The following is a 21,124-nucleotide window of genomic DNA, read 5'->3' on the forward strand; positions in this document are numbered from 1 at the left end:
ACTCTAATTAATCAATGAGAGGAACATAAGGTCTTTCAAACATTTCCCATTCACCGGTATCAGGATTTAACTTAGACAACACAAATTTCCGCCAATTCTGTTCGTCCATATCAGGATAATCAGACCTATAATAATAACCAGGCCACCTAGTCTCTTTACGATAAAGCAGATGACGCATATGACATTCTGCAGTAAGGAGACGATGATAATTTTCCCATGCCCTCATAAGTTCATGAAGGGTTTCAGCAGCAAGTTTATCTGCATCCTCTTTAAGCACCTGGAGTTTTTCCAAACCACGGAGTAAGGCAGGTTCGCTAGTAGTATATTGCCAGCCTATCCCACCTGCATATTCGTCCATGATCTTGTTAAGACGGAAGACAAACCCCTTTGGCCTAATATAATTGGGATTGACATTAGGATCACTAGTATAATTTTTGTTTTCTTCAAATGTCTTAAGGGGCTTATAAACTTGGGCCTTGAGTTCCTCTACACTACCGCGAGGGCTAGGCTCAAAATCCTTGTGGTCTAAAATGTATTTTATAGCTGCTTTGGCCGCTAATCTGCCTTCAGCGTGAGACCCAGAAGAAAACTTATGGGCAGAAGCACCTACACCGTCACCAGCCGTAAATAGACCCTCAACCGTGGTCATACGATTGTAGCCACCAGGAAAATCGGCTTTGTATTCTTCTGGCATAAGGTCATCAGGTCCACAACACCAAGCACCATTAGCACCAGAGTGAGAACCCATGAGATAAGGCTCTGAAGGCATAATCTCGGATTTCACCTTTTCAGGCTCTACATTTTCAGCTGCCCAAAGTACTGCCTGACTTACTGTCATGTCTAAGAAATCTTCCCAAGCCTCTGCCTCTAAGTGTTTCGCCCGTTTAGGATTCTCAGACAAAATCTTCTGCATAGCTGCTTCTGTTCTCATAAAAATGGGGAACTTACCCTCAAACATATCCAACATCATAGCATGGTTACGCAGACAAGTAGGAACAGGTTTAGTAGTACCATAAGGAGCATATTTCTCCAAATCAGGTTTTCTGGTCTGGACATAATTTTCATCAAAGGCATTGGTGGCATAAGCCTTAAACAGTAAGAACCAGGCTCCCACAGGGCCATAACCATCTTTATAACGCGCAGGCACAAAACGACACTCCATATTCACCATAGGTGCACCAACTTCTAACATCATAGAATAGGTAGAACCTGCATTCCAAGGTGGATACCAGGCACGGCCATAACCTTCACCAGTGGACCGTGGACGGAAGATATGCACAGCACCGCCGCAAACACAAATAATGGCCTTGGCCTTAAAATAATAGAACTTGTTTTCCCTGACACTGAAACCCACTGCACCTGCAATTCTGTTTGGAACCTTTTCGTCTAATAATAGCTTGACCACAAACACACGCTCTATGATATTTTCTTCACCCAAGGCATTCTTGGCTGCTTCAGCGACAATACATTTATAAGATTCGCCATTAATCATAATCTGCCAAGTACCTTCACGGACATATTTACCATCCTCAGTTTTCCAAATAGGAAGCCCCCATTTTTCAAACAGATGGACAGAGGAATCTACATGGCGAGCAACATCATATACTAAATCTTCCCTCACAATTCCCATTAAATCCTGTCTCACATAATGGACAAATTTCTCTGGGGTGTGTTGACCACTTTCCTCACCTACTGCAGGGGCAGCTCTTCCACTCATACCAATATAGGTATTGATAGCAGAAAGACCCTGGGCCACAGCTCCACTTCTTTCCAAAGCTGCCTTGTCCACTAAAGTTACTTTAATATCGTCTCCTGCCCAATATTTGGCCTCAACTGCTGCCCCACAGGCGGCCATCCCGCCACCGATAATTAATAAATCAGTATTGACTTCAACAACTTCAAAATCTGCCATAATTATTACCTCCTAAAAATTTTTAATTTCAGTATTACTTCTTAGGCGTTGCCAACTCCAGGCCATCTAAGGTATCTGGCTCAGAAAAAAGAGTATTATCACCTATCTTAGACCTATCTGCTGGTGGAAAACCTGCATACACATCAATAGAACCCTCAGGAGTGGTCCGGATAGGGAACTTGAAACGTTTAATTAAACCATTTCTAAATTTAACAGTCCACATGATAGAATCTGTCCCCCGCATAGGAAATACAGTTGCTCCCAAAGGCACAAAATCCACATAACCTCTTACTTCAATAGCCTGTTGGGGACAAATCTTAACACAAGAGTAACACTCCCAGCACATTTCAGGTTCTTGATTATAAGCCTTCATTTTCTCTCTATCTAACACCATCAAGTCATTGGGGCAAATATACTGACAGGCAGTTCTGGGAGCTGATTGACAACCATCACACTTTTCTACAATAACAAAACTTGGCATACTCACACCTCCTAATTATTTTCTAAATTCTCTTTAAAGCCCTTGTTGTTAAATTACCCTACTACCCCTCTTCACCTCCTTTCTTGCATAATATCTTTTTAAAATTGCCACTTTAAACTTTAACGAGAAGCTTTATAACATAAAAAAATGACTATGTCAAGAAAAAACTTCGCTAAACATTCCCCAAAATTTAGGCGTTAATCTTTAAAAACATTGATGAATTAAGGATTTTTGGCGTTCAATAAGTGGAATAAGAAAAAAGAAGTTTTCTTTAAGAGGGAAAAATTTTTTTCTTTCTCGCCAACCTTAATTTTTCAGGAGCACGCTGCAAAGCGCTGTCAAAGCCGTAAGCCCAAAGGGTGCGGAGTGAAACGGAGCAGCTTTGACAGTAAGCGAAGCAGCGGGCTAAACTAGAAAACAGGTTGGGTAAAGGGAATACGTATCTGACTTTTTCGACAGTTTGACTACATTTGACCGTTTTCTTTTAAAGTTATTACTATTTTGAGGAGCTTATCTTTCTTTTCGGAAAGCTTTTAAAAATTCTGGGGAAAGTCCTGAAAACTTCAATCATTTTACTAATTGCTAAAAGCTCATAACTGAGTAATAATCAACATAAATCTAGTAATTGAAAGGAGTAAATAATGGCTATTACTTGCCCTAAATGTGGACGCCAATACGATGTAGTATTATTTGATTTTCAAGGATATTTATGCTGTGAATGTGGTTATAAAATTACCAAAAAAGATTTGCATCACCGTTATATTAATCCTCCAAATATCTATATAATTATTCCTGCTCGCTATCATAGCACTCGTTTTCCAGGTAAACCTTTAGTAAAATGGAAGGGAAAATCTTTGATTCAACATGTTTATGATTGTACTGCTAAATCTTCCCTACCTAAAGAAATTATAATAGCCACAGACGATAAACGCATTGCCCAGAATGGAAAAAGTTTTGGTGCTAAAATAGTGATGACCTCTCCTGACCATCCTTCTGGGACAGACCGTTTGGCAGAAGCTGCTAATTTATTAAAATTGTCACCAACAGATATTATTGTGAATGTTCAAGGAGATATGGCTTATTTCCATCCTGAAATTATCACACAGGTGGCTGCACCTTTATTAAACAATGCTTTTTTGCCTATGACTACTTTAGTTCAGGAAATTACGGACCCTTCTGAAATCCATAACCCAAATTGTGTGAAGGTAGTATTTTCTGAAACAGGAAAGGCCCTTTATTTTTCTCGCTCTCCCATTCCCTATGATAGAGACAAAATTGGTACTAGGTATTATAAACATATAGGTGTCTATGCCTACCGCAAGATATTTTTAGATAAATATATCAAATTACCAACCACTCCTTTGGAACAAGCTGAGAAACTGGAACAATTACGAGTTCTGGAATGTGGTTATCCTATCCAAGTAATCGTCACCAAACACCAAGTTATTGATATTAACACACCAGAAGATTTAGAAAAGCTGGCCTATCTAGAATAGATAAATTAATAGCCATCAAGACCAAGCCATTCAGGGTGGCTTTCGCCAGTCTTGATTATGCAATCATTGATATCTTGAAAACCATAGCCCTTCAAAATTTTTCAAACTTCAACAAAGTTACAAAAGAATTACAAAAATTTATTAAAAAACATGAATCACAATTGGAAGGTGTGAATTTCCTTAATGCTGTATGTGACAATATAGAAAAGGCGTTCCTTGCAAGTTATCGACCCAGATTGACAGTTGAAGATGCTAAGAAAAAAATTAAAAAATTATTACAGGTTTAAAAATACATAAGTATGTGGATTTCTCCTTCATAAAATATAAGAGCTTGCTAAATTCCTCATCAATAAACTTCCCTGCCTGTCCCCGCCTGCCTGCGGGCAGGCCCGCCTGCCGTCGGGCAGGGGCAGACAGGTTGCCAAAGGTCATTTAGAATTCCGTAAGCTTTTGAAAAAGAAGTAGATAGCCTTCTATTATATCGCTTTTAAACCCACGGCTATTTTTTTAGTGCCTCGTCTATTTTCTTCAGTGTAACTTCGGATAAGCTCCCATAAGTACCTAATATTCGTCTTTTATCTATAGACCTTATATGTAAAAGCAAGACTTTTGATTTTTTAGTCAATCCACCTTCTGGTTGATGGATTAAGACTTCAAAGGGATATATTTTATCTGTCTTTTTTGAAGTTATAGCAGCAACAATAATAACAGGACTATGTTGATTTATAATATCTGGTGATATTACAACAGCTGGCCTTTCGCCTGCTTGCTCCGAACCTTCTACAGGGTCTAATCTGATGCGAACTATATCACCCCTTTTAATTCTCATTTAAATGACCTTTCTACTTCTTCTTCTAAGGGATGATACTCCTTTTCTATTTCTAAATAAATGCTTGCCATTTCTTTACATCCAGTTATTATTTGCTCTCTCAGTCTTTTTCTTTCTCGTTCTTCAATCCATTTTTCTATGATTTTTGAAATTACCTTACTTCTTTCTCTTTTTGGGGTCATATTTTCAAATTTTTGTACAAGAAATTGGGGTAAGGAGTATGTTTTTTTAACCATTTTTTGACCTTCAATAGCCATACAAATCCCCCTCTCAAGTAGTATAATTAGGCTTATTATAAAGTAATAATTAAATTATGGCAAACCTCTAGCCAAAAGGTCATTTAGAATTCCGTGAGCTTTTGAAAAATTAGCATACCTTATTTAAGTATTTAAGAGGGAAAAGGGACAGGTCTTGAATTGTGAATTTCCCTTTATTTTTTTCAATCTTAACAGAGGATTGAAAAAGTCAGATGCATATTATCTTTACCCAACCTGTTCCCTAGTTTAGCACGCTGTTTTCCGAATTTTATCCAAAAAGAGGTCGCGGATTTTGGGATCTAGACTGAATAGATAAGCTTACAGGGTTTGAATTTTTATAAGAATGGGTTAAAAAGAAACCATGCACCATTTTCATTATAAAAATAACAAACTTTATGCGGAAGGTGTGCCATTAACTGAAATAGCAGAAGCAGTAGGCACACCTTGCTATATTTATAGTCAGGCTACTTTAACTCACCATTTCAAGGTGTTTGATAATGCCTTTAGTGATGTCCCTCATCTTACTTGTTATTCGGTAAAAGCCAACAGTAACATTGCCTTGCTGAAACTGTTTGCTTCTTTGGGAGGAGGCGTAGATGTAGTTTCAGGAGGAGAATTATTCCGAGCGTTAAAAGCTGATGTTTCCCCTAAAAAAATTGTTTTTTCTGGTGTAGGGAAGACAGAGGATGAAATCAAAATGGCTTTAGAAGCAGATATTTTAATGTTTAATGTTGAATCAGAAGCAGAATTGGAAACTATTCATGAAATAGCTTCTCACTTAGGCAAAATTGCCCCTATTGCCCTTAGAGTTAATCCCGATATAGACCCTAAAACTCACCCCTATATATCCACAGGATTGAAGAAAAGCAAATTTGGCATAGATATAAAAATTGCAGAACAGCTTTATTTAAAAGCTAATCACATACCTCATATAAGAGTAATAGGTATTGATTGCCATATTGGTTCGCAATTAACTTTGCTTTCTCCCTTCTTGGATGCTCTAGAAAGAATCAAGCTCCTTTACCAAAAACTTGAAGCCCAAGGCTTAAAATTGCAATATCTAGATTTAGGCGGAGGTTTAGGTATTCCTTATGGAGAAGAAATCCCTCCTCATCCCACAGAATATGCCCAGGCAATTAAGGCCGCTGCCCAAGACCTTAACTGTACCTTGATTTTTGAACCAGGAAGGGTTATTGTGGGCAATGCTGGAATATTGCTGACCAAAGTCCTTTATTTAAAACAAGGTAAGGGGAAAACTTTTATCATTGTGGATGCTGCTATGAACGACTTGATTAGACCATCTCTTTACCATGCTCACCATGAGATTAAACCCGTAGAAAAAATGGAAAGACCACTAGTAGTTGCAGATGTGGTGGGACCTATTTGTGAAACAGGAGATTTTTTCGCCCAAGGGAGAAAGATGCCTTTAGTCCAAAGTGGAGACTTATTGGCTATAATGAGTGCTGGCGCCTATGGTTTTGTGATGAGTTCTAACTATAATTCTCGCCCCAGAGTAGCTGAGGTGTTGGTCAATGGAGATAGATATCAAGTAATTCGCAAGCGGGAGTGTTATGAAGATTTAATCAGACTGGAAAAAATCCCAGAGTGGATGGCATGAAAAACATCACATTTTATAAGATGACTGGTAGTGGTAATGACTTTATTCTCATAGATGACATGAAAAAAGTGCTGGATAAAAAACAATTCCCTTTTTTTGCCCATAAACTCTGTCGGCGAACATGGTCGGTTGGGGCGGATGGGTTGATTATCTTACGTCCATCGGATAAAAAAGCAGATTTTAAATGGTATTTCTATAATGCGGACGGGAGTGAGGCAGAAATGTGTGGAAATGGAGGCAGATGTGCAGCACGGTTAGCTCACCTTCTTAGTATTACAGGACAAAAACTTTCTTTTGAAACCAAAGCAGGCATTATTCAGGCTGAGGTAGAACAAAATTTAGTAAAACTGCAATTGCCACCTCCAACTGATTTAGACATGAATATCAAATTGACCATAGAAAACTCAAGTTATACAGTCCATTTCATCAATACTGGTGTGCCTCATACTATTTTTTTAGTCAAAGATTTAGAAAAAGCACCTGTTTTATCTTTAGGCAGAAAGATTCGTTTTCATAGTTATTTTCAGCCTGCAGGAACCAATGTTGATTTTGTTAAAGTGCTTTCTGAAAATGGATTAGAAATTCGGACCTATGAAAGAGGAGTAGAGGGTGAGACATTGGCTTGTGGGACAGGAGCAGTAGCTAGTGCTATTGTGGCTTATAAATTAGGATTGGTTGCATCTCCTGTGAAAATAAAAGTGAGAAGCGGTGAAATACTAGAGGTCTTTTTTTCTCCGACGCTTAAAGAAGTATTCTTAAAAGGAGAAGTGCGTTTGGTATGTAAAGGTAAAATTTGTGAAGAAGCCCTGAAATAAGAAATAATCTAAGGAGGCAAGTATGTTTAAAGGAGCGTTTAGTGCTTTAGTTACACCCTTTAAAAATGGAGAATTTGATGAAGAGAGTTATCGAAATTTGATTGAATGGCAAATAGAACAGGGAATTAATGGTTTGGTGCCAGTAGGCACTACTGGTGAATCAGCCACTTTATCTCATGAAGAACACCGGCAAGTGGTTAAAACTTGTGTGGAAGCAGTTAAAAAAAGGGTGCCAGTTATTGCTGGAGCAGGCTCAAACTGCACCAAAGAATCACTAGAATTGGTAGAATTTGCTAAAGAAGTGGGAGCAGATGCTGCTCTTTTAGTTACTCCCTATTACAACAAACCTACCCAAGAAGGTCTTTATCAACACTATAAAACTATTGCTGAAAAAACAGGATTCCCTTTAGTGCCTTATAATGTGCCTGGACGCACCAGTGTCAATCTCTTACCTAAAACAGTAGCCAGATTAGCAGAGATAAAAAACATTGTGGCCATAAAAGAAGCTTCTGGTTCTCTTAAGCAAATTAGTGAAATCATCTCTCTCTGCGGTGATAAAATTACTGTGCTTTCTGGCGATGACTTTACCTGTTTACCTACATTATCTATTGGAGGGCAGGGGGTGATTTCTGTGGCCAGTAATATTACACCTAAAGAGATGGCCTCTTTGTGTGGTTCTTTCTTTGAAGGCAATCTGAAAAAGGCTCAAGAATTACATTTCAAACTCTTTCCCCTTTTTCAAGCTTTGTTCTTAGAAACTAACCCCATTCCAGTAAAAACCGCCTTAGGCTTAATGGGGATGATTAAACCAGAAATAAGATTACCCTTATGTGAAATGTCTGAGGCAAATTTAGCTAAGTTAAAACAAGTTTTAGTTCAGGTAGGAATAATAAAGGAGTAAAGACATGATTAATACTATCGTTGCTGGAGTGTGTGGTCGTATGGGCTCAACCATCGCTAGGTTAGTTCATGCAGATCAGGAATTGAAACTAATAGGAGGATTCGAACGTCCTGACCATCCTAAAATTGGTGCAGATATAGGAGAAACACTGGGAGTGGGTCCATTGGGAATAAAAGTGGCTTCAGGTCTGGAAGAAATTATTGAACTTGCCGATGTGATTGTAGATTTTACTTATCACACTGCTTCTTTGGAACACTTAAGAATTGCCAGCAAATATGACAAACCTGTAGTTGTTGGCACTACTGGTTTCACTCCAGAGGAAATGGCAGAGATAAAGTCCATGGCAGATAAAATAAAATGTGTTTTGAGCCCCAATATGAGTGTAGGAGTGAATTTATTGTTTAAAATAGTGCCCCAAATTGCCAGGGTGTTAGGAGAAGGCTATGATATAGAAATTGTGGAGATGCATCACCGCATGAAAAAAGATGCACCCAGTGGCACGGCCATGAAGTTAGCCAGCCTGATTGCCGAAACGATGAACAGGGATCTAGAAAAGGTGGGTATTTATGGTCGTAAAGGAATAGTAGGAGAAAGAAAACCACAAGAAATAGGGGTGCTTGCCTTGCGAGGTGGTGATGTAGTAGGAGAACATACCATTTATTTCGCCGGTTTAGGTGAGAGAATTGAAATTACCCATCGTGCTTCTTCACGTGAAACTTTTGCTAGAGGGGCATTACGGGCAGTTAAATGGATTGTAACCCAGGAACAAAATGGTATTTATGATGTGTTAGATGTGTTGGGATTAAAATAAACAGGAGGCACAGCAAAAATCTATTAATGAGGAAATGATAATGCATTTTTCTTATGCACAACGTCTTCAACAATTACCTCCCTATCTCTTTGCAGAAATAGATAGGTTAAAAGCAGAAGCTACAGCTAAAGGTGTGGATGTCATTGACTTAGGGGTAGGCGACCCTGATATACCCACTCCTTCCCATATTGTAGAAATTTTGAAAAAAGCAGCAGAGAAACCAGAAAATCATCGTTATCCTAGTTATACAGGTATGCTGAGATTTAGAAAGGCGGTAGCTGATTGGTATGAGAGGAGATTTAATGTTAAATTAGACCCTGAAAAGGAAATATTAGCCCTCATCGGTTCAAAGGAAGGAATTGCTCACTTACCCTTAGCCTTTATTAACCCTGGAGATATAGCCTTAGTGCCCTCGCCTGCTTATCCGGTATATCATATTGGAGTGCTTTTTGCTGGTGGTAAATCTTATTTTATGCCCCTTATTGAAAAAAATGATTTTTTACCAGATTTAGAGAAAATTCCTCGTGATATTGCCTCTCAGGCAAAAATTATGTTTCTAAATTATCCTAACAATCCTACCGCAGCCGTAGCCGAAGAGGAATTTTTTAAAAGAGTCATTTTTTTCGCTAAAAAATATGAAATTATGGTCTGTCATGATGCTGCCTATACAGAGTTATATTATGATGGTCATAAACCATTAAGTTTTTTATCCCTTAAAGAAGCAAAAGAATGTGGCATAGAAATTCACTCTCTTTCTAAAACCTTTAATATGACCGGCTGGCGAATAGGTTTTGCTGTAGGTCATCCAAAACTCATTGCTGGTCTGGGAAAAGTAAAAAGTAATATAGACTCAGGTGTGTTTCAAGCCATCCAAGAGGCAGGTATAGCTGCCCTCAATAGTAAAGAAAAAATAGTAGAGAAAAATCGGCAGATTTTTAAAAAAAGACGAGATATAATGGCTAATGGTTTAAAGGAACTTGGGTTTGAATTAACCATACCCAAGGCTACTTTTTATCTATGGGTAAAAGTGCCTAAAAATTATACTTCTATGGAATTCTGCCAATTTTTGTTAAAAAAAATAGGCATAGTGGTTACTCCAGGTATTGGGTTTGGTGAGCCAGGTGAAGGTTTTTTCCGAATGTCTTTGACTATATCTGAAGAAAAAATTTATGAAGCATTAGCCAGATTGGAAAAATGCATAAAGTATTTGTAGGTATAGGGTCAAACTTAGGAGATAAAAAGAGCTATTGCAAACGGGCTCTTGCTTTTCTTAATATCTTACCTCAGACAAAAATAAAGCGGTGTTCTTCTTTTTATTTAACAGAACCAGTAAAGGAAAAAAACCAGCCCTGGTTTCTCAATTTAGTTGTATTACTTCAAACAGATTTGGGATATCAACAGCTTTTTTTTTGGTTGAAACATATTGAAAATATTCTAGGCCGCTTTCCCACTTGGGAAAAAGGCCCACGAATTATTGATTTAGACCTTTTATTATATGATGATTTAATTATTAACTCCCCTAATTTAATTATTCCTCATCCTCAATTTCATAAAAGAGGATTTGTCCTGGCTCCATTGGCTGAAATTGCCCAAGAAGAAATACACCCTTTATTAAAACAAAGTTTCAAGCAACTTTGGGCAAACCATAAATTTAAAGAATGGGTGATTAGATTGAAATGAGGCTAATTTTTTATACTTTAGTGATTTTTGCCATATACTGGCTGATAAGAAGTCTTTTAAAGCCCAAGCCAAAGAAGAAAATTAATTCCCAATTGCCTCCACAAATTGAAGATGAATTAGTAAAGGACCCTATGTGTGGGATTTATATTCCCAAACAAAAGGCCATTACAGCAAAAATTGGAGGAAAAGTTTATTATTTCTGTTCACAAAGGTGTAAGGAAGAATACACCAAACAACAGGAGGTGAAAAAATGAAGTTTTTTGTAGATACTGCTAATGTGGATGAAATTAAACAGGCAAAGGAAATGGGCATGGCAGATGGAGTAACTACTAATCCTACGCTAGTAGCCCGCGAAAAAAGACCCTTTCGTCCCTTAATTGAGGAAATCTGTCATATAGTAGAAGGTCCTGTTAGTGCAGAAGTAATAAGCCAAGAGGCTCAAGGAATGGTAAAGGAGGCAGAAGATTTAGTAAAAATTGCCCCAAATATAGCCATAAAAATTCCCATGACCGTAGAAGGTCTCAAGGCCACAAAAATCCTTTCTGAAAAAGGTATCCGTGTAAACATGACTCTTGTTTTTTCCCCTTTACAGGCCTTACTGGCTGCCAAAGCAGGAGCCAGTTTTGTCAGTCCGTTTGTAGGTCGTTTAGATGACATCGCCCATGATGGTATGAAGCTAGTGGAACAGATTGTAACTATTTATGAAAATTATGATTTTGCTACAGAAATTATTGTAGCCAGTGTGAGACATCCCCTCCATGTGCTTCAAGCAGCCTTATTAGGAGCAGATATTGCCACTATTCCTTTTAAGGTGATAAAACAATTGGCAAAGCATCCTCTAACAGACATTGGACTTAAGAGGTTTTTAGATGATTGGCAAAAAGTGGCTGATAAGCTTTTATAGCCTGCTTTTTTTCTGTATATTTACTGCATCCTTAGGTTGGTGTGGAATTTATGTATATAAAGACAAAAATGGAGTTTTGCATTTTACCGATACCCCTCGCCATCATGGGTATCGGTCATTCTTTAAAACCCCTAAAAGTTTTTATTGGAGATACAAGATATCTGATAAGTTAATAAACAAAATCGCTCAAAAATATGAATTGGCTCCTGCCTTGCTTAAGGCCATTATTAAGGTAGAATCAGATTTTGACCATGCAGCCATTTCCAAAGCAGGGGCAATGGGTCTTATGCAACTTATGCCTGAAACAGCAAGAGAAATGGGAGTAAAAAATCCTTTCTCGCCTGAAGAAAATATTGAAGGAGGAGCGCGGTATTTAAGACAACTTCTAAATCAATTTCAAGGCAACCTCTCCCATGCCCTTGCGGCTTACTTTGTGGGTCCTACTGCATTCTCACAAACAGGTTATACACCCGAAATAAAGACTTATGTAGACCGGGTATTACGTTATTATCAATATTATCTTCCATAAATTATGACTAAAATCAGCACATTGGCCAATCACCTGACATTATTGCGTTTGGCAGCCATTCCTGTTTTACTTATTTTGCTTTCTTTTCCCCAAAAATTGCCATCTTTTTTGGCTGCTCTTATTTTTCTGTTAGCTTCTTTAACTGATTTTTTGGATGGTTTTTTTGCGCGGAGAAAAAAACAGGTTACCACTTTAGGAAAACTTTTAGACCCCCTAGCAGACAAACTCTTAATTACCGCAGCTTTAATCATGCTTATCCCCCTCAAAAGAGTCCCTGCCTGGATGGCATTTTTGATCATTGCCCGGGAAATCGCTGTTACAGGTTTAAGAAACATCCTCTCAGGAAGGGGAATTGTCCTTAGTGCAAGTCCATGGGGTAAGGGGAAATTAACCTTTCAAGTAATCTCCATTTTTTGTCTAATCCTCCATTATCCTCACTGGGGAATCAACTTTCATTTATTAGGAATAGTTATTTTGTGGATTGCCCTTTTTCTTACCCTTTGGTCAGGACTTAATTATTTTATAAAATATGTTAACTATCTTTCAGAGTAGAAATAATATTGATGGAACTGGAATTTGAAAAAACTCGCAGACAGCATATAATTGACCTATTGCAGCTTAAAAGCTGGTCTGTTTATGAATTGGCTAAAGAACTTGATGTAGAAGTTAACACAGTAGTAAATGACTTAGAACATATTAAAAGGTCTATTTCTTTTCCTTACAAAATGAACATATTTCCGCCAGAATGCACTAACTGTGGCTTTAAATTCAAAGATAGGTCTAAATTTACCAAGCCATCACGTTGTCCCAGATGCAAAGGGGAACGAATAATCCCTCTTATGGTAAAGATTGACTTTGTTAAAAGCACAAAGAGGCAATAAAATTCAATATGGCTCAACAACATAAATCTAAGCTTATTTTTGTAGTCCATGAACACCATGCTACTCATTTACATTATGACTTTCGTCTGGAAATACAAGGTGTCTTGAAATCTTGGGTAATTCCCAAGGGTCCTTCAATGAATCCTTCAGACAAAAGATTAGCCATTATGGTAGAAGACCATTTACTAGAATATGGAGAATTTGAGGGAATTATCCCTGAAGGTCACTATGGGGCTGGGGTAGTAATAATCTGGGATAAGGGTTATTACTTCTCCCTTGGGAATAAAACGCCAGAAGAACAACTCAGGAATGGTAAGATTGAATTTATCTTACATGGGAAAAAATTAAAAGGCGGTTTTTCCTTATTCCAGCTCAAAAAAGGGGGAAAGCAATGGCTACTTATTAAAAAACAAGATAAATATGGAGATAAAAAATGGAAAATAAAGCTTGCTTTAACCGCTCAGAAAAAAAGAGGACTTAAGGCAAAAATACCTCTTTGTATTAAGTAATTGAGAGGATTTTGGGCTAATTTTTCCCTTGCCAAAAAAGATTTTTTATGATAGGAGATTGACAAATAATTTACATAAATTTATATTGAAGTTCTAATCAAAAAGGAGGTTTTACTATGACCAAGGCTGAATTAGTATCAAGATTGGCAAGCAAGACAGGGGCAAAAAAAGTTGACGTAGAAAAAATTCTTACAGCCTTTTTAGAAGAAGCCAAAGAAATTCTTAAAACAGAGAAGAAGCTTACTCTTACCTCTTTTGGTACCTTTCGGGTAGTAGAGAGAGCAGCACGGGCAGGTAGAAATCCACAAACTGGCAAACCCATCAAAATTCCTGCTACTAAAGTAGTCCGTTTTAAGCCAGGAAAAGAGTTAAAAACAATGTTTTAAGGGGGATTTTCTCCTCCAAATTATAAGGCGTTTATTAAATAATAAAAACAGAGGCAAAGATACTATCTATCTCCAAATTTAGCGTTAAAATGAGAAAACGAAATTGTGGATAGTGCTTAATAAAAAGCCTAGTATGCAATTATAAAGAACATCTAAATCCGTGATTGCTCTAAAAGAAATCCTATAAGTATGGCAAAATAAGACAATTTTTAAAAAACATATTCAGCTAAAAGGTGGCCATGTTAAAGTTTCCATATTAAGACATTTTATTACTTTACCAAACCTGTTTTCTAGCTTAGCACGCCGTTTTCCGTTTTACTTCGCACCCTTTGGGCTTATGGCTCTGACAGCGCTTCGCAGCGTGCTCCTGAAAATTAAGGTTGGTGAGGAGGAGTTTTGTGAGCCAAATATTCCTTAACTAACTTAATGGCACAATATTTTCCACACATAGTACAAACATCGCTAATTTTTGGTGTACTTGTTTCTCTATAATATCTTGCCTTTTCTGGATCAATAGAAGATTCTATCTGTGTCTTCCAATCAAGTCTTCCTCTTGCTTCTGCCATCTTTTTGTCTTTTTCCCAGGCTTTTTTATCTCCTCTGGCCAGATCCGCAACATGAGCAGCAATCTTGGCTCCAATAACTCCTTCTCTTACATCTTCCACAGTAGGTAAACGCAAGTGCTCAGCTGGGGTAACATAACAAAGAAAATCGGCTCCTGCCCAAGCAGCTATAGCCCCACCAATGGCTGCAGCAATATGGTCATAACCAGAGGCAATATCTGTCACTAATGGTCCCAAGACATAAAAAGGCGCTCCTTTACATAATTTCTTCTCTAAAAGCACATTGGCCTCAACTTGATCCAGTGGAACATGACCGGGTCCTTCTATCATTACCTGCACCCCTGCTTCCCATGCCCTTTGAGCCAGTTCTCCTAAAAGAACTAATTCTTGAATTTGAGCCCTGTCTGTAGCATCAGCTAAGGAGCCTGGCCTCAAACCATCTCCCAAACTTAAAGTAATATCGTATTTCTGGGCAATCTCTAAAAGTCTATCATAGTGGTCATAAAGCGGATTTTCCTTCCCATGATAAAGCATCCAGGTAGTGAGAAATGCTCCACCACGGCTTACAATGTTTGTTAACCTTCCCTGTCTTTTCAACCTTTCTAAAGATTGCAAGGTTACTCCACAATGCACAGTCATAAAATCAACTCCCTCTTGGGCCTGTCTTTCAATCACAGAAAAAATATGGTCTACAGTCATATGCACAATCCCACCTTTTTTATGAACCATTTCTATAGCAGCCTGATAAATAGGCACTGTTCCAAAGGGTATAGGGGATCTTTTTAATAATGTTTTACGAATTTCCTCTAAATTGCCGCCAGTGCTTAAATCCATAACTGCGTCTGTACCTACTTTGATGGCCACTTCTAATTTTTTAACCTCTTCCTCTAAATTTATATAATCTGAAGAGGTGCCAATGTTAGTATTCACCTTTACAGTCAGACCTTCACCTATACCTACTGCTCTTTTTAAAACCTTATTCTTATTAGCTGGAATAACCACCTTACCTTCAGCAATCTTTTCTGCCAGAGTTTGCACAGACATATTCTCATAATCAGCTACTGCTTTCATCTCAGATGTCATTATGCCTTTTCTGGCCAAAATCAACTGAGTTTCACGCATACTTAAAAACCTCCATGGCTAGCTTAATCACTTTTTGAGCCACCTCTTCTGGATGCTTTCCTAAAACTCTAATTATCGCTTCCTTACCAATATCTCCTTTATCATAAACTAAATCTGGCAAACTGCCAAATTGCCTAATGGCCCTTTCTGTAATCCAAGGCAAACTCAGTCCTTCTACAGACTTTATCTCTGAAGGCTCATCCTTTCTAACTATCTCCTGAATCTTATATCCTAATTTTTCCGCTTTTTTAATAAAATCATCCCTATACTTAATATTCATGGCCGAACGATATTCTCTATCAAATTCCATGGCCTTTAAAACTACACTAGCCATATGCTGAGAAACGCCAAACTCAGGTGGCCCACAGGTAACAATTTTTTCCTTTACAACACTCAGCCTACCAGAAAAACCTGCCACCTGGTCATAAGTCTTGGCATAAGGAAGGGCATAAACCAAATTACTTCTTACCTCTGGCACAAACGGGCTAACATAAGGTGCCTCTTGCAAACGATTTAAAGCCCTTTTTAAAGCACTAATAACTTCATACTTGGCTATTTCTTGTTCTACCCAAGCATAAGGATGAGAAAGCAAATTACCTTTACCTACTGACAATGCACCTTCTATAGCCAAAGTAATGAATTTTTTGGCTTTTCCCACAGCTTCAGGCAAAGATAAACCTTTGGCCAAAAAGGTAGCAATAGCACTACTTAATACACAACCTGTGCCATGCACTGGTTTTAATTGTCTCTTTGTTACCTCCCAGATATAAAAATCACTTCCATCAAATAACACATCTGTGGCTGTCTTAAGCTCTCCACCTTTTACTAAAATCGCTTTTGCTCCAAAGTTTTTTAACTTTTTAGCAGCTTCTTTCATCTCTTCTAAACTTTCAGGTTTTTTCCCCAGAAAAACCTCTATTTCATCCAAATTGGGAGTTATTAATTCAGCTAAAGGAAAAAGCTTTACCAAAGCTTCAGTTGCCTTATTCAAAATAAACCCTTTTTTAGCTCTTATAACCGGATCAATTACAATATGGGGTAAATGGTGCTGAGAAAGCCGCTCTCCTATAAAATTAACCATCTCTGCATTAGGCAACATTCCTATCTTCACTGCATCAATGGAAAAATCTGAAAATAATCTATCCAATTGCTGTTTTACAATCTTTTTTTCTACAACATAACTTGCTTCAACACCTTGAGTATCCTGAACGGTAAGAGCTGTTGCCACAGTGAGTCCCACTTCCCCCAAAACAGTAATGGTCTTCAAATCTGCCTGTAGACCTGCCCCACCTGTAGGGTCAAAACCAGCAATAACTAGAATAATCGCCATATATACTAAAATTAACTTGGCCTCTGTAAGTTGTCAATTGCATAAATTGTAGTTCTTGGTTAAAAATAAAATATGTTTACCTATTACCCTACAATTTTTCGACATCTTTTGAAAGAAATTTTTACTTATTTCATATTTACTTTTATTATTTTTGTATTTCTCTTTCAGATAGGAAAGGTTTTTGAGCTTACTCGTCTTATTGTTATTCATCACATAAGCTTTAGCACTATTGTAAAACTCCTAATCTACACCCTACCCTTTTTCTTATCCTATATCATCCCTGTTTCAGCTCTATTTAGCACTTTACTCACCTTTTGCCGATTTACTCAAGATAAAGAATTTATGGCATTAAAAGCATCTGGAATAAGCTCAAAAGCCTTCTTACCTCTGTTAACTGGCTTTGCCTTCTTTTGTCTAATCCTAACAGCACTTGCCACTACGCTTGGCATTCCATGGGGAAGTGGAGTAGCAAGAAACTTAACTTTTTCTCTAACATCTCAGAAGGCAGAAGTTGCTTTAAAACCAGGAGTCTTCAACTCTCTACCCGGAGTAGTTCTCTATGCAGAAAAGATAGAAAATGGGCACTTGCAAAACATTTTTCTTTATTCTGAAAAAAAGGCTTATCCAGGAGAAACAATTATAGCTCAAAAAGGGAATATTCTGCATCAAAAAAATAAAGTAATCTTTCAATTCCAGAATGGTTGTATCTGCAGAGCACCCAAAAGAGAAAAAGATTTAGTTACAGGTTTTTTGACCTATCAAAATTACAATTATATTTTAGAAATTCCTTCCCATTTAGGAAAGAGAAAAAAACATCCTAAAGAATATCCACCCTGGGAATTATGGAAAAAGATTAAAACCTATAAAAAGGAAAAAAAAGACTCTACTAGTCTCATCCTGGCATTTCATAAAAAAATTAGTGTTCCTGTAGGGGCATTTATTTTTGTATTCTTAGGAGCGGTTTTAGGATTAAGAGAAGAAACTAAAAAATCTTTGGGAGGTATCTCATTGGGCCTAATTCTCTTTACTTTGTATCAGGCTCTTTTTATAGCAGGTAAAAATTTAGCTAAGGCCCATGTCATCCCAGCACATTTGAGTTTCTGGCTTCCCAACTTAATATTTGGTGGAATTACTATTTACTTGTGGTGTAGAAAAATAAATGATTAAAATTATAGATAAATATATCACTAAAAGCTTTTTAAAAGCTTTTAGTTTCTTAATTATTGCCGGTGTTAGCATCTATTTTATATTTGATTTTTTCGAAAAAATAGATAATTTTATAAACGCATCTGTTCCCCAAAAATTTATCTTTGCCTACTTTCTCTTTTCCCTTCCCAAAGTTATCACTCAAGTATTACCCACTGCTTGCTTACTTGGGGCCCTTATTAGCCTGACATTTCTAAAAAAACACAATGAATTAACTGCTATGCAAGCCTCAGGAATAAGTCCCTATGGTATAAGCGCATCTTATTTCATGATAGGTCTGTTAATCTGTTTAGGATTTTTTTTATTTAACGAAATAATTGTTCCTAAAGCTCAGACTAAAGCAAATAATATATGGCTTGTTCAAGTGAGAAAAAAAACACCCAAAGGAGGGTATTTTCAAGAAAGAATCTGGCTAAAAGGCGAAAAAAATATCTATCAAATAAATGCTATAAACTTAAAGACAAAAACCATGTTTGGCATCACTATTTATTTTTTTACACCACAATTTCAACTTGAACAAAGACTTGATGCCAGACAAGCAATATGGGATGAGAAGAATAAAGTTTGGATATTTTATGATGGAGTAGAACAAAAATTAATTCCTTATCAAGAAACTAAGAGCTTCCAAAAAAAGGTATTTCGTCTTAAAGAAACACTGGAGGATTTTCAATTTTTAGAAGCAGACTACCAACGATTAAACATCTGGCAATTAAAAAAATACATTACTCAAATAAGCTCTCAAGGATATGACCCTACGGTCTATACTGTAGATTTCTGGCAAAGAACAGCTACACCTCTGACCCCGCTAATTTTCATTGTTTTTGCTATCTCCCTGGTTTTTAAGGGAAAAGAAACAAAAGTGAGTTTTGTTTTTAGCTTAGGTCTCATTATTTCTTTCATTTTCTGGGTAATCCAAGCCCTCTCAATTGCCCTTGGTAAAGGAGGATACCTAAATCCTTTTTTAGCAGCCTGGTTACCAAATATCTTCTTTGGGATTTGGGGAATAATAATGTTGCGTTACTTAAATGAATAAAAACCCGGCAGCTACCTACTTTCCCACGGAGGAATCTCCGCAGTATCATCGGCCTTGGAGGGCTTAACTTCCGAGTTCGGAATGGGATCGGGTGTGGCCCCTCCAGTATTGCCACCGGGAATGGATTTATAAACTTAGAATATGAAAGACACATTTAATTTCTTGTAGCCAAGTCACACGGCCGATTAGTACCGGTCAGCTTCACCCATTGCTGAGCTTCCACCTCCGGCCTATCAACCTCGTAGTCTCCGAGGGGCCTTCAGGGATAGCCCTTTCGGACTATCACGGGAGACCTCATCTTAGGGTGGGCTTCCCGCTTAGATGCCTTCAGCGGTTATCCCGTCCGTACATAGCTACCCGGCACTGCTCCTGGCGGAACAACCGGAACACCAGAGGTACGTCCCTCTCGGTCCTCTCGTACTAGAGAGGGCTCCCTTCAAGTCTCCTGCGCCCGCGGCAGATAGGGACCAAACTGTCTCGCGACGTTTTAAACCCAGCTCACGTACCCCTTTAACGGGCGAACAGCCCGACCCTTGGGACCTTCTCCAGCCCCAGGATGGGATGAGCCGACATCGAGGTGCCAAACCTCCCCGTCGATGTGGACTCTTGGGGGAGATAAGCCTGTTATCCCCGGCGTACCTTTTATCCGATGAGCGACGGCCCTTCCATACGGAACCGCCGGATCACTAAGGCCTGCTTTCGCACCTGCTCGGCTTGTGGGCCTCACAGTCAAGCCTCCTTATGCCTTTACACTCAACGGCGGGTTTCCAATCCGCCTGAGGAGACCTTTGCGCGCCTCCGTTACCTTTTAGGAGGCGACCGCCCCAGTCAAACTACCCACCTAACACTGTCCCTAAACCGGATTACGGCTCAAGGTTAGGACTCTAGACTATGAAGGGTGGTATTTCAAGGATGGCTCCACGGGAACTGGCGTCCCCGCTTCTTAGCCTCCCACCTATCCTACACATCATAGCCCAAAATCCAATGTTAGGCTGTAGTTAAGGTGCACGGGGTCTTTCCGTCTGGCCGCGGGTAGATCGCATCTTCGCGACCACTACAATTTCACCGGGTCCCTGGTCGAGACAGCGCGGCGATCGTTACGCCATTCATGCAGGTCGGAACTTACCCGACAAGGAATTTCGCTACCTTAGGACCGTTATAGTTACGGCCGCCGTTTACCGGGGCTTCGGTTCAGAGCTTCGCCTCCAAGGAAGCTAACCCTTCCCCTTCACCTTCCGGCACCGGGCAGGCGTCAGACCCTATACATCGTCTTGCGACTTAGCAGAGTCCTGTGTTTTTAGTAAACAGTCGCCACCGCCTCTTCGCTGCAACCCTCTCGGGCTCCAGGAGTAAATCCCTTCACCCTAACAGGGCACACCTTCTCCCGAAGTTACGGTGCCAATTTGCCGAGTTCCTTGACCAGGGTTCTCCCGAGCGCCTTGGGACACTTATCCCCGCCTACCTGTGTCGGTTTGCGGTACGGTCACCAGAGTAACTCCCTAGAGGCTTTTCTTGGCAGTATAGGCTCATCCACTTTATGGCCCGAAGGCCTCGTACTCGGCTCTCGGCGTTAATGGAAGGACGGATTTGCCTATCCTTCCCGCCTACTACCTTAAACCAGGACATCCAACACCTGGCTGGACTACCTTCCTGCGTCCCCCCATCGGTAATAACGCTACTCTGGTGGGGCAGGAATATTAACCTGCTTTCCATCACCTACGCCTTTCGGCCTTGGCTTAGGGACCGCCTAACCCTGGGCAGACGAGCTTTACCCAGGAAACCTTAGGCTTACGGCGAGGGAGATTCTCACTCCCTTTATCGTTACTCATGCCAGCATTATCACTTCCAGCACCTCCACCTG

General features: G+C 39.0%; 23 protein-coding genes and 2 rRNA genes (1 of these 25 cut by a window edge). 17 read left to right on the forward strand and 8 right to left on the reverse strand.

Features of this window, described 5'->3' with window-relative positions; translation table 11 throughout:
* Positions 1-7: 7 nt before the first annotated feature.
* Together aprA and aprB are read right to left on the reverse strand one after the other, a co-directional pair.
* Positions 8-1,912, reverse strand: coding sequence for an adenylyl-sulfate reductase subunit alpha (gene aprA / locus HS1_RS01255; RefSeq protein ID WP_066060364.1), 1,905 nt, complete (start codon positions 1,910-1,912; stop codon positions 8-10).
* A gap of 34 nt (positions 1,913-1,946) precedes the next feature.
* Positions 1,947-2,393, reverse strand: a complete 447-nt coding sequence (aprB, locus tag HS1_RS01260) for an adenylyl-sulfate reductase subunit beta (RefSeq protein ID WP_066060365.1) — start codon at positions 2,391-2,393, stop codon at positions 1,947-1,949.
* 641 nt (positions 2,394-3,034) lie between these two features.
* Here aprB and kdsB point away from each other — a divergent pair.
* Positions 3,035-3,889 (forward strand): 3-deoxy-manno-octulosonate cytidylyltransferase, encoded by an 855-nt coding sequence (kdsB, locus tag HS1_RS01265; RefSeq protein ID WP_082757534.1) that lies wholly within the window; start codon positions 3,035-3,037, stop codon positions 3,887-3,889.
* Positions 3,890-3,924: 35 nt separating this feature from the next.
* Positions 3,925-4,176 (forward strand): hypothetical protein, encoded by a 252-nt coding sequence (locus tag HS1_RS01270; protein ID WP_066060366.1) that lies wholly within the window; start codon positions 3,925-3,927, stop codon positions 4,174-4,176.
* A gap of 212 nt (positions 4,177-4,388) precedes the next feature.
* Here HS1_RS01270 and HS1_RS01275 read toward each other — a convergent pair whose 3' ends face one another.
* Positions 4,389-4,718: a type II toxin-antitoxin system PemK/MazF family toxin gene (locus tag HS1_RS01275; RefSeq protein ID WP_066060367.1), complete on the reverse strand. Its 330-nt coding sequence runs from the start codon at positions 4,716-4,718 to the stop codon at positions 4,389-4,391.
* Entirely contained in the window at positions 4,715-4,975 is a 261-nt protein-coding gene (locus HS1_RS01280; RefSeq protein WP_066060368.1) for a hypothetical protein, read from the reverse strand. The genes HS1_RS01275 and HS1_RS01280 overlap by 4 nt, the downstream gene beginning before the upstream one ends.
* Before the next feature lie 361 nt (positions 4,976-5,336).
* Between HS1_RS01280 and lysA the strand changes: the two genes are divergently transcribed.
* From lysA to HS1_RS01345, 13 genes are all read left to right on the forward strand, one after another.
* Positions 5,337-6,593: a diaminopimelate decarboxylase gene (lysA, locus tag HS1_RS01285; protein WP_066060369.1), complete on the forward strand. Its 1,257-nt coding sequence runs from the start codon at positions 5,337-5,339 to the stop codon at positions 6,591-6,593.
* The gene (gene dapF, locus HS1_RS01290; RefSeq protein ID WP_066060370.1) at positions 6,590-7,408 is read left to right on the forward strand and encodes a diaminopimelate epimerase; all 819 of its coding nucleotides are present in this window, start codon (positions 6,590-6,592) and stop codon (positions 7,406-7,408) included. The genes lysA and dapF overlap by 4 nt, the downstream gene beginning before the upstream one ends.
* 22 nt (positions 7,409-7,430) lie before the next feature.
* Entirely contained in the window at positions 7,431-8,309 is an 879-nt protein-coding gene (dapA, locus tag HS1_RS01295) for a 4-hydroxy-tetrahydrodipicolinate synthase (protein WP_066060371.1), read from the forward strand.
* Between the two features lie 4 nt (positions 8,310-8,313).
* Positions 8,314-9,120: a 4-hydroxy-tetrahydrodipicolinate reductase gene (gene dapB, locus HS1_RS01300; protein WP_066060372.1), complete on the forward strand. Its 807-nt coding sequence runs from the start codon at positions 8,314-8,316 to the stop codon at positions 9,118-9,120.
* Between the two features lie 40 nt (positions 9,121-9,160).
* Complete coding sequence (locus HS1_RS01305; protein ID WP_066060373.1) at positions 9,161-10,333, forward strand: LL-diaminopimelate aminotransferase; 1,173 nt, start codon at positions 9,161-9,163, stop codon at positions 10,331-10,333.
* Positions 10,315-10,800 (forward strand): 2-amino-4-hydroxy-6-hydroxymethyldihydropteridine diphosphokinase, encoded by a 486-nt coding sequence (gene folK, locus HS1_RS01310; RefSeq protein ID WP_066060374.1) that lies wholly within the window; start codon positions 10,315-10,317, stop codon positions 10,798-10,800. The genes HS1_RS01305 and folK overlap by 19 nt, the downstream gene beginning before the upstream one ends.
* Positions 10,797-11,054 (forward strand): PP0621 family protein, encoded by a 258-nt coding sequence (locus tag HS1_RS01315; protein WP_066060375.1) that lies wholly within the window; start codon positions 10,797-10,799, stop codon positions 11,052-11,054. Before folK ends, HS1_RS01315 begins: the two co-directional genes overlap by 4 nt.
* Positions 11,051-11,704, forward strand: a complete 654-nt coding sequence (gene fsa / locus HS1_RS01320; protein WP_066060376.1) for a fructose-6-phosphate aldolase — start codon at positions 11,051-11,053, stop codon at positions 11,702-11,704. The genes HS1_RS01315 and fsa overlap by 4 nt, the downstream gene beginning before the upstream one ends.
* On the forward strand, positions 11,670-12,233 hold the full coding sequence (locus HS1_RS01325; protein WP_066060377.1) for a lytic transglycosylase domain-containing protein: 564 nt from the start codon (positions 11,670-11,672) through the stop codon (positions 12,231-12,233). Before fsa ends, HS1_RS01325 begins: the two co-directional genes overlap by 35 nt.
* A gap of 3 nt (positions 12,234-12,236) precedes the next feature.
* Positions 12,237-12,785 carry a CDP-diacylglycerol--glycerol-3-phosphate 3-phosphatidyltransferase gene (gene pgsA / locus HS1_RS01330; RefSeq protein WP_066060378.1) on the forward strand — a complete coding sequence of 183 codons (549 nt, stop codon included), beginning with the start codon at positions 12,237-12,239 and terminating at the stop codon, positions 12,783-12,785.
* Between the two features lie 11 nt (positions 12,786-12,796).
* A complete protein-coding gene (locus HS1_RS01335; RefSeq protein ID WP_066060379.1) occupies positions 12,797-13,114 on the forward strand; it encodes an HTH domain-containing protein in 318 nt (105 codons plus the stop codon).
* An 8-nt stretch (positions 13,115-13,122) separates the two neighbouring features.
* Positions 13,123-13,623: a DNA polymerase ligase N-terminal domain-containing protein gene (locus tag HS1_RS01340; RefSeq protein WP_066060380.1), complete on the forward strand. Its 501-nt coding sequence runs from the start codon at positions 13,123-13,125 to the stop codon at positions 13,621-13,623.
* A gap of 116 nt (positions 13,624-13,739) precedes the next feature.
* On the forward strand, positions 13,740-14,009 hold the full coding sequence (locus HS1_RS01345) for an HU family DNA-binding protein (RefSeq protein WP_066060381.1): 270 nt from the start codon (positions 13,740-13,742) through the stop codon (positions 14,007-14,009).
* 374 nt (positions 14,010-14,383) lie between these two features.
* Here HS1_RS01345 and thiC read toward each other — a convergent pair whose 3' ends face one another.
* Positions 14,384-15,694 carry a phosphomethylpyrimidine synthase ThiC gene (gene thiC, locus HS1_RS01350; protein WP_066060382.1) on the reverse strand — a complete coding sequence of 437 codons (1,311 nt, stop codon included), beginning with the start codon at positions 15,692-15,694 and terminating at the stop codon, positions 14,384-14,386.
* A complete protein-coding gene (gene thiD / locus HS1_RS01355) occupies positions 15,687-17,024 on the reverse strand; it encodes a bifunctional hydroxymethylpyrimidine kinase/phosphomethylpyrimidine kinase (RefSeq protein WP_066060383.1) in 1,338 nt (445 codons plus the stop codon). Before thiD ends, thiC begins: the two co-directional genes overlap by 8 nt.
* Before the next feature lie 72 nt (positions 17,025-17,096).
* On the opposite strand from thiD, the gene HS1_RS01360 reads away from it, so the two are divergent.
* Together HS1_RS01360 and lptG are read left to right on the forward strand one after the other, a co-directional pair.
* Positions 17,097-18,191 (forward strand): LptF/LptG family permease, encoded by a 1,095-nt coding sequence (locus HS1_RS01360; protein WP_066060384.1) that lies wholly within the window; start codon positions 17,097-17,099, stop codon positions 18,189-18,191.
* Positions 18,184-19,263, forward strand: coding sequence for an LPS export ABC transporter permease LptG (gene lptG / locus HS1_RS01365; RefSeq protein ID WP_066060385.1), 1,080 nt, complete (start codon positions 18,184-18,186; stop codon positions 19,261-19,263). Before HS1_RS01360 ends, lptG begins: the two co-directional genes overlap by 8 nt.
* Before the next feature lie 2 nt (positions 19,264-19,265).
* Here the strand turns inward: lptG and rrf are convergent.
* A 5S ribosomal RNA gene (rrf, locus tag HS1_RS01370) occupies positions 19,266-19,382 on the reverse strand.
* Between the two features lie 45 nt (positions 19,383-19,427).
* Positions 19,428-21,124: ribosomal RNA gene (locus tag HS1_RS01375) — 23S ribosomal RNA — on the reverse strand (it continues 1,334 nt past the right edge of the window).

The organism is Candidatus Desulfofervidus auxilii, assembly GCF_001577525.1.
Lineage (GTDB): Bacteria > Desulfobacterota > Desulfofervidia > Desulfofervidales > Desulfofervidaceae > Desulfofervidus > Desulfofervidus auxilii.